11 protein-coding genes are annotated in these 13,338 nt (G+C 72.3%); 3 read left to right on the plus strand and 8 right to left on the minus strand.

Annotation, left to right across the window (positions count from 1 at the left end):
• Positions 1 to 2: 2 nt before the first annotated feature.
• The 6 genes from ACZ7PG_RS06315 to ACZ7PG_RS06340 all read right to left on the minus strand — a co-directional run bounded on the left by ACZ7PG_RS06315 (position 3) and on the right by ACZ7PG_RS06340 (position 5,345).
• A complete protein-coding gene (locus ACZ7PG_RS06315; RefSeq protein WP_470238043.1) occupies positions 3 to 1,358 on the minus strand; it encodes an ABC transporter permease in 1,356 nt (451 codons plus the stop codon).
• Positions 1,355 to 2,293: an ABC transporter ATP-binding protein gene (locus ACZ7PG_RS06320; RefSeq protein WP_470238044.1), complete on the minus strand. Its 939-nt coding sequence runs from the start codon at positions 2,291 to 2,293 to the stop codon at positions 1,355 to 1,357. The genes ACZ7PG_RS06315 and ACZ7PG_RS06320 overlap by 4 nt, the downstream gene beginning before the upstream one ends.
• A 163-nt stretch (positions 2,294 to 2,456) precedes the next feature.
• Entirely contained in the window at positions 2,457 to 3,722 is a 1,266-nt protein-coding gene (locus tag ACZ7PG_RS06325; RefSeq protein ID WP_470238045.1) for an APC family permease, read from the minus strand.
• A gap of 98 nt (positions 3,723 to 3,820) precedes the next feature.
• The gene (locus tag ACZ7PG_RS06330; protein ID WP_470238046.1) at positions 3,821 to 4,210 is read right to left on the minus strand and encodes a VOC family protein; all 390 of its coding nucleotides are present in this window, start codon (positions 4,208 to 4,210) and stop codon (positions 3,821 to 3,823) included.
• Positions 4,200 to 4,964 (minus strand): metalloregulator ArsR/SmtB family transcription factor, encoded by a 765-nt coding sequence (locus ACZ7PG_RS06335; RefSeq protein ID WP_470238047.1) that lies wholly within the window; start codon positions 4,962 to 4,964, stop codon positions 4,200 to 4,202. Before ACZ7PG_RS06335 ends, ACZ7PG_RS06330 begins: the two co-directional genes overlap by 11 nt.
• An 18-nt stretch (positions 4,965 to 4,982) precedes the next feature.
• Positions 4,983 to 5,345: a DUF6223 family protein gene (locus ACZ7PG_RS06340; RefSeq protein WP_470238048.1), complete on the minus strand. Its 363-nt coding sequence runs from the start codon at positions 5,343 to 5,345 to the stop codon at positions 4,983 to 4,985.
• Positions 5,346 to 5,537: 192 nt separating this feature from the next.
• Between ACZ7PG_RS06340 and ACZ7PG_RS06345 the strand changes: the two genes are divergently transcribed.
• Complete coding sequence (locus tag ACZ7PG_RS06345; RefSeq protein WP_470238049.1) at positions 5,538 to 6,650, plus strand: sensor histidine kinase; 1,113 nt, start codon at positions 5,538 to 5,540, stop codon at positions 6,648 to 6,650.
• Positions 6,647 to 7,315 carry a response regulator gene (locus ACZ7PG_RS06350; RefSeq protein ID WP_470238050.1) on the plus strand — a complete coding sequence of 223 codons (669 nt, stop codon included), beginning with the start codon at positions 6,647 to 6,649 and terminating at the stop codon, positions 7,313 to 7,315. Before ACZ7PG_RS06345 ends, ACZ7PG_RS06350 begins: the two co-directional genes overlap by 4 nt.
• Here ACZ7PG_RS06350 and ACZ7PG_RS06355 read toward each other — a convergent pair.
• Positions 7,302 to 9,683, minus strand: coding sequence for a glycoside hydrolase family 32 protein (locus tag ACZ7PG_RS06355; RefSeq protein WP_470238051.1), 2,382 nt, complete (start codon positions 9,681 to 9,683; stop codon positions 7,302 to 7,304). The two genes, ACZ7PG_RS06350 and ACZ7PG_RS06355, sit on opposite strands and share 14 nt — an antisense overlap.
• A gap of 35 nt (positions 9,684 to 9,718) precedes the next feature.
• The gene (locus ACZ7PG_RS06360; protein ID WP_470238052.1) at positions 9,719 to 11,452 is read right to left on the minus strand and encodes an SGNH/GDSL hydrolase family protein; all 1,734 of its coding nucleotides are present in this window, start codon (positions 11,450 to 11,452) and stop codon (positions 9,719 to 9,721) included.
• Positions 11,453 to 11,658: 206 nt separating this feature from the next.
• On the opposite strand from ACZ7PG_RS06360, the gene ACZ7PG_RS06365 reads away from it, so the two are divergent.
• Positions 11,659 to 13,209, plus strand: coding sequence for a family 43 glycosylhydrolase (locus ACZ7PG_RS06365; RefSeq protein ID WP_470238053.1), 1,551 nt, complete (start codon positions 11,659 to 11,661; stop codon positions 13,207 to 13,209).
• The last annotated feature ends 129 nt before the right edge of the window (positions 13,210 to 13,338 follow it).

The following is a 13,338-nucleotide window of genomic DNA, read 5'->3' on the forward strand; positions in this document are numbered from 1 at the left end:
GGTTATCCCTTCGGGGTGGAGGAGAGCAGCTCGACGTTCGCGTCGAACTGCCAGAGCGGGTTGGGCTGGTCCCCGTCCGGGGTCCGCACCTGGAAGTAGCCGTTCACTTCCTTCGGTCCGTCGCCGTCGGCGACGTACCGCCCGTCCGAGGTGACGTCGAGCTGGTAGATGGCCGACCCGGTGGCCTCGACCCCGGGGAGGTGCCAGGAGACGACGCACCGCCAGTCGTTGCCGGGCCCCTCCGCCGCGACCAGGCCGTCGCCCTTGGTGCAGGCGGCCACCGCCGCCAGCTGCGCTTCGGTGACGTCGGGCCGGTTGAGCTGCCGGGTCTGCAGGCGGTAGAGGTGGGCGAACGCCGTCGCGACCGACCGCTGCACCTTGTCCTGGTCGATCCCGGAGCCCGAGGCCGGCGTCGCCGCGGCGATGATCCCGGCCGTGACCACGAGGAGCCCGGCCAGTGGCAGGGCGCCGACGGTCAGCGCCCGGCGCCCCGAACTGTCGTGGGCGGGGTTGGTGAAGTCGCGCCGCACGAACAGCAGGTAGGCCAGCGCGGTCGCGACGACCGCCCACGCCAGGCTCACCCCGATCCCGACCAGGAGCGGCCCGAGCTGGGCCGGGTCGGTGAACAGGCCGTTCCACGCGATGAACGCGTAGCTGGGCAGGGCAAGGCGCACGGCGACGGGCAACGGCAGCAGCTGGGCCAGCGCCATCGCCAGTGCGACGACGGCGGGCAGCAGCAGGCCCATCGGCGACCGCCCCCACACCACGGACCCGAGCAACCCGACCCCGGCGAGGCCCAGCGTCGGGGCGAGCACGCAGACCCACGCGAGCAGGACCTGCCCCGCGGCGTCCCCCGGCGCCAGGAGGTGGCCGTCGAAGCCGACCAGCGCCCGGTCGCCGACCGTCAGGAGGCCGCCGGCCGTGCTGGAGACGGCCATCCCGGCCACGAGCACCAGGATGACCGTGAGGCTGGCAAGCGCTTTCGCGACGAAGACGCGCCGGGCCGACCGGACCGCCACCAGCAGGTGACGCCAGGTACCGAGCCGGTCCTCGGCGGCGAACACGTCACCGGCGACCACCGACGTCAGCAGCGGGAGCGCGTAGGTGCCCGCGAACCCGAGCATCACCAGCGGCCCGGCCCAGCCCGTGGCGTTCATCCAGCGGCCGAAGAGGGTGTCGACGGGCAGGGAGCTCTGCTCGCTCACCGCGGCGACGAACAACGCGGGGGCGACCCAGCAAGCGAGGACCAGCAAGCGGATGCGCCACGTGGAGAACAGCTTGACGAGCTCGAAGCGGTAGCCGCGCGACACCGGGACGGGGCGGGCGACGACCGGGACGGCGGCGACGTTCGCGGTCATCGGCCGGCCTCCTGTCCGGTGAGGGCGAGGAACGCGGCCTCCAGCGGAGACACCACCGGCGCGAGCTCGCGCACGGCGATGCCGTCCTTCACCAGGCGCGGCACCAGTTCGTCGAGCGCGGGCACGAGCGCGCGCACCACGAGCAGCTCGGCATCGCGCCGGACGCCGGTGTCGTCGACGAGGCGAATCCCCGCCGTGTCACCGATCAGCCGGCGGGCGGCGCCGGGGTCGGAGGTGCGCAAGCGGTAGTCGAGTTCGCGGTTTTCGGCGGACAGCTTGCCCAGCGGACCGGTGAAGACGACGCGGCCGGTCGCGAGGATGGTGACCTCGGAGCACAGCGCCTCGAGATCGTCCATCCGGTGGCTGGAGAGCACCACGGCGGTGCCGCCGTCGGCCAGCCGCTCGAGGACACTGTGGACGGTCTTCTTGCCTGCCGGGTCGAGGCCGTTGGCCGGCTCGTCGAGCACCAGGAGCCGCGGTTCGGTGAGCAGGGCCGACGCGAGGCCGAGGCGCTGGCGCATCCCGAGGGAGAAGCCGCGGACCCGGTCGTCGGCGACGTCGGTGAGCCCGACCTCGCCGAGCACGTCGTCGATGCCCGCGGACCGCTTGTCCCGGCCGCGCAACGCGGCCAGCGCGGCGAGGTTCTGCCGCGCGGTGAGCGAAGGGTAGAGGCCCGGCCCGTCCACGAAGCCCGCGACGCCGAAGGGCGCGGCCAGCGCCCGCCCGACCGGCGTACCGAGAACCTCGAGGCTGCCCTCGTCGGCGACGGCCAAGCCCAGCAGCAGGCCCAGCAACGTGGTCTTCCCCGCGCCGTTCGGGCCGGCCAATCCGTGGATTTGACCGTGCACGACATCCAGATCGATGCCGTCGAGGGCGACGACGTCACCGAAGCACTTGGTGATCCCCCGTGCCCGCACTGCCCGAGGAGTTTCCATGGGGCTGTCACCTTCTTCCTGACCCGCCCGAAAACTTAGGGACAGCAAGTGACTGCGGCGGGCGGGGAAGGTGAACGTTCACGAAACGCGGATCGACCAGCGTCAGCCGTGCCGGTGAAATGTCCGAATTAAAGCGGTGGCTGGCAAAGAATTAACCACGGCCTCACCTTGCGGCGAGCACGACCAGCCGGCCGGCGAAGCCGACAACGAACACCGCGACCCCGGCGACGATCGACTGCCACGGCAGTGTCGTCACGAGGACGAGACAGCCGAGCAGGCCGAGGATCTGCAGCCAACGCGGCCACCGGCGTTCCGGCGGCCGCTGGGTGAACGCCGAGATGTTCGCGACCGCGTAGTAGACCAGCACCCCGAAGGAGGAGAACCCGATGACGCCGCGGAGGTCGACGGTCAGGACGAGCACGGAGACGACCGCGGCGAGGGCGAGTTCGGCGTGGTGCGGGACCTGGTACCGGGGGTGGACGGCGGCGAGCCAGTCCGGCAGGTCGCGGTTGCGGGCCATCGCCAGGCTCGTGCGTCCGATGCCGGCGATCAGGGCGAGCAGCGCGCCGAGGCTGGCGACCGCACCGCCGATCCGCACGACCGGGGCCAGGCCGCCGGCACCCGCGTCGGTGACGGCGGTGGTCAGCGGCGCGGCGGATTCGGCCAGCCGGGCGGGCCCGGACGCGAGCAGCGCGGCGACGCCGATGACGAGGTAGACGACCACCGCGATGCCGAGCGCGAGCGGGATGGCACGCGGGATCGAGCGCGCCGGATCACGGACTTCCTCGCCCATGGTGGCGATCCGCGCGTAGCCGGCGAAGGCGAAGAACAGCAGCCCGGTGGCCTGGAGGATGCCGTAGACCCCACCGGAGGTCCACGCGGACGCGCCGCCGAGGTGCGCGGGCGTCGCGGCGCCACCGAAGGCGATACCGGCTACCAGCACGGCGAGCGCGATCAGCGTGATCGTGACCAGGAGCCGGGTCAGCTGCGCGGTGCGGGTGACGCCCCGGGTGTTGAGCAGGGCCAGCGCGAGGACGCCGACGACCGCGACGAGGCGTTGCAGCCACCACGGACCGGGCACCGCGTAGGTGGCGAAGGTCAGCGCCATGGCCGCGCACGAGGCGGTTTTGCCGACGACGAACCCCCAGCCCGCGGTGAAGCCCCACCACGGGCCGAGCCGCTCGCGGCCGTAGGCGTAGGTGCCACCGGAGGTCGGGTACTGCGCGGCCAGCTGCGCCGAGGCGGTGGCGTTGCAGTAGGCGACGATGGCGGCGAGGACTAGCCCGATGAGCAGGCCGCTTCCGGCGGCTTTGGCCGCGGGGCCGAAGGCTGCGTAGACACCGGCACCGATCATCGAGCCGAGCCCGATGACGACGGCGTCGCCGGTGCCCAGCCGCCGCGCGAGTGCGGGAGTGTTGCCGGTGGTCATCGTCGGGCCTTTCGTCGTGCGGCACCGGTACTCAGCCGTCGCGCGAACGCCGGAGTGTTGCCGCCAGTCATCGTCGAGCCTTCCCGTGCGTCGCCGGGTCAGGTGCGGGGCTGGAACAGCTCGACCGGGTTGCCCGCCGGGTCGTCGAGCACGATCTGGCGGCCGCCCGGCCCGCCGACGACCTCGCTGCGGAACGCGACCCCCGCCGCGCGCAGGCGGGCCACCTCCGCGTCGATGTCCTCGACGATCAGGTGGATGCGGTTCCAGCCGCCCGGGACGGGCTGGGCGCCGCCCGGCAGGGTGCGGCCGGCCGAGCTGGTGGGCCCGCTCAGCAGCAGCCGCAGGTTGCCGCGGGTTACGTCGGCGAACGCCGGGGGGAAGTGGGTCCGCACCGCGAACCCGAAGTGCCCGGTGTAGAAGGCGATCGCGGCGTCGACGTCGTCGACCAGGTACCGCACGCTCACGAGGCCGTCCAGGTCAGCGGTCATGATCGGTTTCCTCCGCATCGGTCGTCAGGGTGAAGGGCAGGAACCGGATCCGGGTGTCCAGTTCGGCGGCGGTGCGCTCGAACGCGGGGAGGGTGTCGCCGCCCGGATCGGGCTCGCGGGCCGGGTCGGGCAGGCTCCAGTGGATCGTCACCGGCCGTCCCGGGAAGGCCGGGGCGACCTCCCGCACCTTGTCGCACAGGCTGATCACCCAGTCGAACCGCCGTCGCCGCAGCGAGTCCAGGTGGGTCGGCTCGTGCTCGAGGGTGATCCCGCGCTCGGCGGCCACGCGCACCGCGTTGGGGTGCAGGGGTTTCGGGTGACTCCCGGCGCTGGCCACCTCGACCGCACCCCGCGTGCGCTGCCGCAGCAACGCCTCCGCCAGCGGGGAACGGCCGCTGTTTCCCGTGCACAGGAACAACACCCGCGCGCGACCCGGGCGCGACGCCGTGACCCCGAACCCGGGGTGCAGCGCCGCTCCGGCTTCGGCCCACGCGTCCGCGCACCGCGTGAGGTCGAGGTGGTAGTAGCTGTCGCGGCCGTCAAAGCTGCTGCGCCGCGCCGTCACCAACCCGGCCGACCGCAGCTGCCGCAGGTGGTACGACACCAGGTTCTGCGGCTGCCCGACCGCCGCCACCAGCTCACGGACCCGCCGGTCGCCGGCGGCCAGCTCACGCGCCAGCCGCCACCGCAGCGGATCGGCCATCAACCGGACGAACACCGGCGGCTCCTCGGACGTCACCGGCCGAATGTACATCAAACTGGATTGATGTATCTAGACTCGGGCCGAAAGCCGCGAGCGGGCCACCCCCAGCCCGCCGAGGACCGCGGCGACCAGCCCCAGCACGACGGCCGCGGCGCCCCCGACCACTCCGTTGCCGGTGCCGGGACCACCGTCGGCGACGGCCAGGTTCAGCACGCCGCCCGCCGCGGCGGTCAGCCCCGCGACCAGGGCCACGATGGCTCCCCTGCGCCCGCCATTGCCGGTACGACGGGCGGAGCGGGCCAGCGCCAGCGCACCGATGACCGCGGCGGCGAGCCCCAGCAGCGCGGCCGCGGTGGCCCAGAGCCGCGCCGCGGTCAGGGTGTAGGGGGCTACGTTGGCTGCCGCGGCAGCGAGCAGGTGATGGACGGACATGAGGCTTTCCCTTCCTACGACTGGACTTTGGCCTGATCATGTCCGCCGAACCCCCATCAGTCGTCGTGCGGACGCGGGCACTTCACGCTGCCGCGAGCGCAGCAGGAATGTCGGAAGTACCGCGAACGCGGTAGGCGGTTCATCCTCCGCACGCAGGACTCGCGCGGGCGAACATCCGGCTAGGGTGCGCGCATGGGCAGGGCATGGATCCGGGACTGGGTGATCGCCGCCGGAGTGGCGGCGAGCCTGCTGGTCGCCGGGCTGGCCGAGCAGCACCCCGCGACGAGCCTCGACCCGGTGGGCTACGCGTTGCTGGTCATCGGCGGGCTGGCGCTGGCCGCGCGCCGCCGGGCTCCGGTCGTCGTGCTGGCCGTGACCGCGGTGTGCGCGCTGGGTTACCAGGCCGTCGGTTTCGACGTGCCGGTCGTGGCCTACCTGTTCGCGGTCTACGGCTCGGTGCGGGCGGGACACCGCGTCGTCACGGTGGCCGCTTCGGTGCTCATGCTGGTTGCCGTCCCGCTGGCGCTCCTCGCCTCTCCCCGCGGCTTCGCGGTGGGCGACGCGTTCACGCAGGCGCGGGACGTCCTGCAGCTGGCCTGGTTGATCGCCGCCGGCGCGGCGGGTGAAGCGCTGCGCCAGGCCGAGCGCCGGGCGGATCAGGCCGAGCGCACCCGCGAGGAGACCGCGCGCCGCCGCGCCGACGAGGAGCGGCTGCACATCGCGCGGGAGCTGCACGATTCGCTCACCCACCAGATCTCGGTCATCAAGGTGCAGGCCGAAGCCGCCGTGCACGTGGCCAGGAAACGGGGTGAGGAAGTACCGGACGCGCTGCTGGCGATCCGCGAGGCCGGCCGTGAGGCGGCCCGGGAGCTGCGCGCGACCCTGGGGGCACTGCGTGACGACGACAAGAACGTGTCGCACGGGCTCGACCACGTCCCGGACCTGGTGCACCGGGCCCGGACGAACGGCCTGGACGCGACGCTGACGATCGAGGGACACCACGACGACGTGCCGGCCGCGGTGGACCGGACCGCCTACCGGATCGTCCAGGAGTCGCTGACCAACGTCGCCCGGCACGCCGCCGCCGCGACCGCGTCGGTCCGGATCGACTACCGGCCCGGCACTTTGGTCATCCGGGTCGACGACGACGGCGAGGCCGTGCCGGACACCGCGTCGGTGCCCGGCGTCGGGCTGGTCGGGATGCGCGAACGGGTCGCCGCCCTCGGCGGTCACCTGCGGGCCGGACCGCGCAGCGAGGGCGGCTTCACCGTCCACGCCGAGCTTCCCGTGGATCACCCGTCATGATCCGGGTCCTGCTGGTCGACGACCAGCCGCTCATCCGCCGCGGATTCCGCGCGCTCCTCGACATCGAGGACGACATCGAAGTGGTGGCCGAGGCCGGCGACGGCCTCGAAGGCCTGGCGCTGGCCGAGCGGCACCTGCCCGACGTCGCGCTCGTCGACATCCAGATGCCGGTCCTCGACGGCATCGAGACGACCCGGCGCATCGCCGCCGACCCGGCCCTGGCCGCGGTGCACGTCGTCATCCTGACCAACTACGGCTTGGACGACCACGTCTTCGAGGGGCTGCGCGCCGGCGCGGCGGGATTCCTCGTCAAGGACATCCTGCCGGAAGACTTCCTGCACGCCGTCCGCGTCGCGGCGCGCGGCGACGCCCTGCTCGCGCCGACGATCACCCGCAAGCTGATCAACCGTTACGTCACCCGTCCGCCCGGCACCCGGCTGAAAGTGCTGAAAGAACTGACGAACCGCGAACGCGAAGCCGTCACCCTGGTCGCGCGGGGCCTGTCCAACGACGAGATCGCCTGCCACATGGTGATCACCCCGCTGACCGCGAAGACGCACGTCAACCGGGCCATGACCAAGCTGCGCGCCCGCGACCGCGCCCAGCTCGTGGTCTTCGCCTACGAATCCGGCCTGGTGACACCCACCGGTCTCAACCCAGCTTGAGATTCTGCGCGATCACGTTGCCCGCGTAGGCGTTCACACCGAACCGCCCGGACGCGTAGGTGCTGTCGGTCGCGTCGATGAGCGGGTCGGCGGCGTCGCCCAGCCAGACCCGGATCCGCGATCCCTCGGTCCGGACCGTCACGTGGTAGGTCCGCCCCTCGACGATCGGCGTCGTCTGGATCGCGATGTCCTTGCCCGGCCGCCACAGCTTGAGCAGGCCGCTGGTGTCGATGGTCGCCGTGTAGCCGGTTCCGTCGGCCGCCGCCCGGAACGTCAGGCCCGCCGCGGTCCCGTTGGTGACCGACAGGTCGCCCTGGTAGGTGAAGTCCGTTCCGGTGCGGTCGCTGAGGAAGAAGCCGTCACCGGCCGCACTTCCGCGCAGGCCGGCCGGGGTCGTGGTCCACGTGCCGCTCGGCGCGGTCCACGGCCCCGACGGGAAGGCGGTGAAACCGCCCGGGCCGGTGTTCAGGTTCTGGACGGTCGCCGCTCCCCCGTACGCGTTCGCGCCGGACAGCCCGGACGCGTACGCGGTGTCCGTGGCGTCGATGACCGGGTCGCCGCCGTGGTCGAGCCAGACGCGGATGCGCGAGCCGGCGGTCTCCACGCGCAGGTGGTGGGTCTGGCCCTGCGCGATCGGTGTCGCGTACGTCGCGATGTCACGCCCCGGTCGCCAGAGCTTGACCACGCCGCTGCGGTCGATGTTCGCCGTGTAGCCGGCTCCTTCGGGGGTGGCGCGGAACGTCAGGCCCGCCGCCTGGGCGGTGTCGAGCCGGACGTCACCCTGGTACACGCCGTCGGACGCGCTGCTCGCGCTCAGGTAGAACGCGTCTCCGGTGGTCTGCGCCCGCTTGCCGCCGCTCGTGTCGGTCCACGCGCCGCCGGCCGCGTGCCACGGACCGGCCAGTGTGCTCTCCAAAGTGGACTGGTCGGTGCCCCAGCTGGTGCCCAGGCGCGTGAACGTCGCGTTCTCGAGGCGTACCTGGCCCCCGGTGGCGAACAGCCGGATTCCCTGGCTCACTGCGGCCGAGTCGAAGTCGACGTTGTCGGCCAAGGAGAACTTCCCGCCGTCGGCGAACAGCTCGAGCTGCCCGCGGTCGACCAGCAGCCGCACGCTCACCTTGTTCCCACTGGGCGCCAGCGGTTTGCCGTAGAGCGTGCCGGCGGCGCGGTCGTAGGCGACGACGCGGTCGGCCGTGCCGTCGGAACGGCTGTGCAGCGCGAACCCGAACTGGCTCGCGGTCGCCCCGGCCAGGTCGAACGTGGCGGTGATCTCGTAGGTGTCGGCGCGGATCCCGTCGAAGAGGTTGCGCCCGTCCCGGACGGTCTCGTTGCGCCACGTCCGGGTGTCGGCGCGCAGCGCGTTCAGCTCGGTGACGGGCGTGCGCGTCACCACGGGACCGTCCGGCGAGTCGGCCAGGCCGAGCGTGACCGGGAAGGTCGCGTTGCCGGTCCAGGTACTCCCGCGGTTTCCGCCCTGCCACGCCATCTGCACGACGCGGCCGTCCGGCGTGCCGGTGAACGTCTCCGCGGCGTAGAACGTGCCGCCCGCGTACGTGGTCCCGAGGTTCATCTTCTTCGGCTGCGGCCGGTCGGTGCGGAACGTGCGGCCGTCGAACGTGCCGACGGCGTAGTCGCTCGACGCCGACGTCAGCACCCACTGCCCGCCGAGCGGGAACAGGTCCGGGCACTCGAAGAGCCAGTCACCCGCGTACCGGCCGGCGAAGGTCCACTTCAGCAGGTTCGGCGACGTGTAGAGGTCGACGCCGTTGCCGCCCCGGTTCGACCAGACGACCATCACCCACTGGTTGCGGGCGGCGTCCCACACCACCTTCGGGTCGCGGCTGTCCGCCGGGATGTCGATCTGCTTGCGGCCCTGGTCGTAGGACTGGAAGCTGCGGCCGTCGTCGTTGCTGTAGAACACGCTGACGCCGTCGGTGTTGGAGAACACGACGATCGGGTCGAGCGGGCCGGTCTTGAGTCCCGACGTGTTCGCCTTGTCGACCACTCCCCCGCCGGAGAACAGCGTTCCCGGGTGCACCCCGGGCTCCAGCGCGACCGGTTTCTGCGTCCAGCGCACGAGGTCCGGGCTCGTCGCGTGGCCCCAGTGCATCGTGGCCCAGTCCAGGCCGTGCGGGTTGTGCTGGTAGAAGAAGTGGTAGTGCCCGTTCGCGTAGACCAGCCCGGTGGGGTCGTTCATCCACCCCGACTGCGAGCTGAAGTGGAACTGGCCCCGGAACGGCTCCGAGTAGGTGGTGGCCGGGTAGGGGAACTCCGGGTAGTCCCAGGCGGTTCCGGCGCTCGCCGGCGGCCCGGGCACCAGGACGGCCGACGCGGCCAGGAGCACGACCGCGAGCATCCGGCGGACCATGGGACTCTCCTTTCACGACACTCCGAAGTGGACGTTCACAGCCGGTCGAGCGGGACGGCCGCGGCCATGGCGCGGTAGCCCGCGTCGCCGGGGTGGAGGTGGTCGCCGGAGTCGTAGCCGGCGAGCATCGTCTCCGGGTCGGCCGGGTTGCGGACGGCCGCGTCGAAGTCGACCCAGCCGTCGAACACCCCACCGTTGTCGCGGATGAAGGCGTTGACCTCGGCGCGCGCCGCCAGGTGGGCGTCGCTGCTGCAGGTGCACCCCTTGATCGGGGTGAGCGTGCCGGCCAGCACCCGGATGCGGGCCGCGTGCAGCCCGGCAGCGATCTCCTTCAGCCCGGCGATGACGTCGGCGGCGCTCGCACCGCTGTTGATGTCGTTGATGCCTTCGAGGACGATCGCGGTCCGCACCCCCGGCAGGCTGATCAGGTCGTGGTTCAGCCGGGCCAGTGCGCTGACGCCGGCCGTGCGGCCGTCGGGGAGGCCGCTGAAGGCGTCCTGCAGGATCCGGTTGCCGGAGATGCCTTCGTTCACGACGGCGCGGCCCGGCAGGCGCCGGGCCAGGAAGTCCGGCCAGCGGCTGTTCGTGTTCGGGGTCGACAGGTAGCCGTCGGTGATGGAGTCGCCGAACGCGACCACGGTGCCGCCCGGGCCGGTCACGTCGATGCCGGACAGGATCGTCCAGAAGCCGAAGGTGCCCGAGGACGGGAACTCGGCGACGTCCGCCGTGTGGTCCCCGGTGCCGTCCGCCGTGGTGTACATGTCCTGCACGGCGACGCTGTGCCTGGGCGCGTTGGTGACCGTGCCCTTGAGGTACAGGCTCACCAGCAGGTCCGCGCCGGCGGGCACGGCGAACGGCACGGGGTCGCTGACGGCCTGCCCGCCCGCCGGGAGCGCCGCTTCGCGCTGTCCGCCGAAGGTCAGCGTCACCGGTGTGCGCGTCGGGACCGCGCCCGCGCCCCGGACGGCGACGGTCGCGTGGCCGACGACCAGCGGCCCGGGGTCGTAGGCGTTGTCCAGCCGGATCCGCACCTGGGAGCCCCCGCGGCTGGTGTGCTCCACCATCCGCAGCGTGCGATCGGTCCACGGGCCGGCGGCGAGGCCGTCGTCCGTGGCCGTGGCCCACGTCGGCGTCCAGGTCCCGGACGCGGGCCGGGTGCCGATCGAGAAGACGTGCAGAGCGCCGCCCGAAGCCGTCTTCGGCAGGGTGACGGCGGTGACCGGGGCGCCGGGGTCGAGCGGGACCGAGACGGTGTAGAGCTTCGCGGGAACGGCGCTGGGACCGGCCGGGGTGTTCCACCGCGGGAACGCCACCGTCAGCCGGCCGCTCGGCCCGACGATCCAGTCCGGCGCGCTCAGCCGGAAGTCCCGGACGTGCCCGTCGGCGTACTCGAGCTGCCCGGTGCCGTCGGTGGCCGTCCCGGTACTGGTCACGAGGAACGACAAGGCGGCACCGGTGAAGCGGCCTCGGATGCGCTGGCCGTCGGCGACAACGTTGTCGGGCGTCCCCGGCGCGGCGGCGGGCAGCCGCAGCGGCGCGCCGTCGACCGTGACGACCCGGCCGCGGTCCCAGCCGGCGGCGGTGAAGTCTTCGGCGACGAGGCTGTGCCCGCTGCCGTCCAGGTCCGCCGTCGCCGGGGCGCCGGCCGGGCTGGTGCCGGTGTTGTCGAACGCGGCCGCGAGGTCCGGGTAGGTGACCGCCGCGTCCGCCGGCGCGGCCGGGACGAGCAGCCCGGCGACCAGCAGGGCGGCCGGCAAGATCCGTTTCACGAGGTCCTCCGCGAGGCAGCGCAGTCTGAAACGTTTTACGCACCATGGCACCGCGTCCGCGACGTCAACAACCGCCAATGAGGTGAGATCACGTCCACGCCAGGCCTGCACCGGACAAGAAATCGGCCATTCCTTGACGGCCGTGACCTGGATCACGTAGCTTGCCGACACTTGAATCGTTTCATATCGCCGGCCCGGGAGGAACCATGAGATCGATCCGCACTCTTGTGCTCGCGCTGGCGACCGCCCTGGCGCTGGCTTCTCCGGCGACCGCCGCGACCGGATGCGCCTTCACGACGACCGTCACCAACTTCGACGCCCGAGGCGACCAGGTCGTCCGGTTCGACACCCAGGGCAACTCCGTGGACGCCCACGACGGAGAGATCGCTTTCTTCGGCGGCACCTACTACCTCTACGGCACCAGCTACGACTGCGGGTTCGCCTGGCAGGCCACGAGTTCGCCCTTCTGCGGCTTCAAGGTCTACAGCTCCCCCGACCTGCGGCACTGGACCGACCGCGGCCGGCTCTTCGACGCCAGCGGCGTCTGGCAGAGCCGGTGCGACGGTGCCACCTACGGCTGTTTCCGTCCCCACGTCGGGTACGACGCGAGCACTCGCCGGTACGTGCTGTGGGTGAACGTCTACGACAACCAGGTCGGCTTCCGCGTGCTCACCAGCGCGGCCCCGACCGGCCCGTTCACCGAGGCGCCGGTACCGACGCTGGCGGTCAACAACGACGCACCCGCGCGGGAAACCAACAACGGCGACCACGACGTGTTCGTCGACACCGACGGCACCGGCTACCTCGCCTACACCGACTGGCGCACCGGTGGCGACATCGTCGTGGAACGCCTGTCGCGGAACTACCTCACCGGGACCGGGCAGTACACCCGGGTCGGCCAGACCCGCACGGAGGCGCCGGCGCTGTTCAAGCGCGGCAGCACCTACTACCTGACGTACTCCGACCCCAACTGCGGCTACTGCTCGGGCACCGGGACGTCCTACCGCACCGCGCCGAGCCCGCTGGGGCCGTGGTCGGCACCGGCGAAGATCAGCGACAACTCGTGCGGCGGGCAGCCTTCGTTCGTCTCGACGATCCCGACGGCATCCGGCACCGCCTACCTCTACGCCAGCGACCTCTGGAACAACGGCCAGCGCAACGAGGCACTCGCGAACTTCTTCTGGACACCGCTGGAGTTCACCGCGGCCGGAGCGATCGCGCCGATCACCTGCCGGAACGACTTCACCCTCACCCTCGCCCCAGGCGCGCCGGGCAACCAGCTCCCGCTCCCGCGAGCCGACCAGTCCGACGGCGTCGACGGGTTCCGTTCGTACTGCGACGTCGGCTCCGGCGTCGCCCGGTTCCAGACGTTCGTCGCCGGCCGGACCGGCACGCTGTCCGGGGTCTCCTACACCAGTTTCCAGGCCGGAAACCCGAATGCCGGGCTGGAGATCAGCGTCTACCGCGCGGACGACGCGTCCCGGCCGACCGGCACCGCGCTCAGTACGACCGTCGTGCCCGCCCCGAGCATCGGCTGGTCACCCCGCGACGTCACTGTGCGGCCGAACGTCGGCGTCACGGCCGGGCAGCGGTACGGGTTGATGGTGCGCTCGGCCACCACGACCGGCTGCTACGGCTTGGCATACAACGATTCCACGCCGTACCCGGCAGGCGGCGAGGCCTACAGCAACGACGGCGGCGCGACCTTCCGCGCGGAGCCCGGGCGGTCCTTGAAGTTCTGGACCGCCGTGCGGTGAGCCAGGCTCACGACCCGAGCATGACAGCGGTGACCGCGAGTCCGAACGGGACGACCGCCGAGCGGCAAGGCGCCGAACACCGAGGTACCGATGGCGCCGCTCCGACCGGCGCGTCGTGGCGGTAGCGGC

It is taken from the genome of Amycolatopsis sp. NPDC114504 (genome assembly GCF_055633595.1).

Bases quoted from the DNA above. Each gene is read 5' to 3' on its own strand.
- ACZ7PG_RS06315 (WP_470238043.1), bottom strand. From the start codon at position 1,358: ATGACCGCGAACGTCGCCGCCGTCCCGGTCGTCGCCCGCCCCGTCCCG.
- ACZ7PG_RS06320 (WP_470238044.1), bottom strand. From the start codon at position 2,293: ATGGAAACTCCTCGGGCAGTGCGGGCACGGGGGATCACCAAGTGCTTC.
- ACZ7PG_RS06325 (WP_470238045.1), bottom strand. From the start codon at position 3,722: ATGACCACCGGCAACACTCCCGCACTCGCGCGGCGGCTGGGCACCGGC.
- ACZ7PG_RS06330 (WP_470238046.1), bottom strand. From the start codon at position 4,210: ATGACCGCTGACCTGGACGGCCTCGTGAGCGTGCGGTACCTGGTCGAC.
- ACZ7PG_RS06335 (WP_470238047.1), bottom strand. From the start codon at position 4,964: ATGTACATTCGGCCGGTGACGTCCGAGGAGCCGCCGGTGTTCGTCCGG.
- ACZ7PG_RS06340 (WP_470238048.1), bottom strand. From the start codon at position 5,345: ATGTCCGTCCATCACCTGCTCGCTGCCGCGGCAGCCAACGTAGCCCCC.
- ACZ7PG_RS06345 (WP_470238049.1), top strand. From the start codon at position 5,538: ATGGGCAGGGCATGGATCCGGGACTGGGTGATCGCCGCCGGAGTGGCG.
- ACZ7PG_RS06350 (WP_470238050.1), top strand. From the start codon at position 6,647: ATGATCCGGGTCCTGCTGGTCGACGACCAGCCGCTCATCCGCCGCGGA.
- ACZ7PG_RS06355 (WP_470238051.1), bottom strand. From the start codon at position 9,683: ATGGTCCGCCGGATGCTCGCGGTCGTGCTCCTGGCCGCGTCGGCCGTC.
- ACZ7PG_RS06365 (WP_470238053.1), top strand. From the start codon at position 11,659: ATGAGATCGATCCGCACTCTTGTGCTCGCGCTGGCGACCGCCCTGGCG.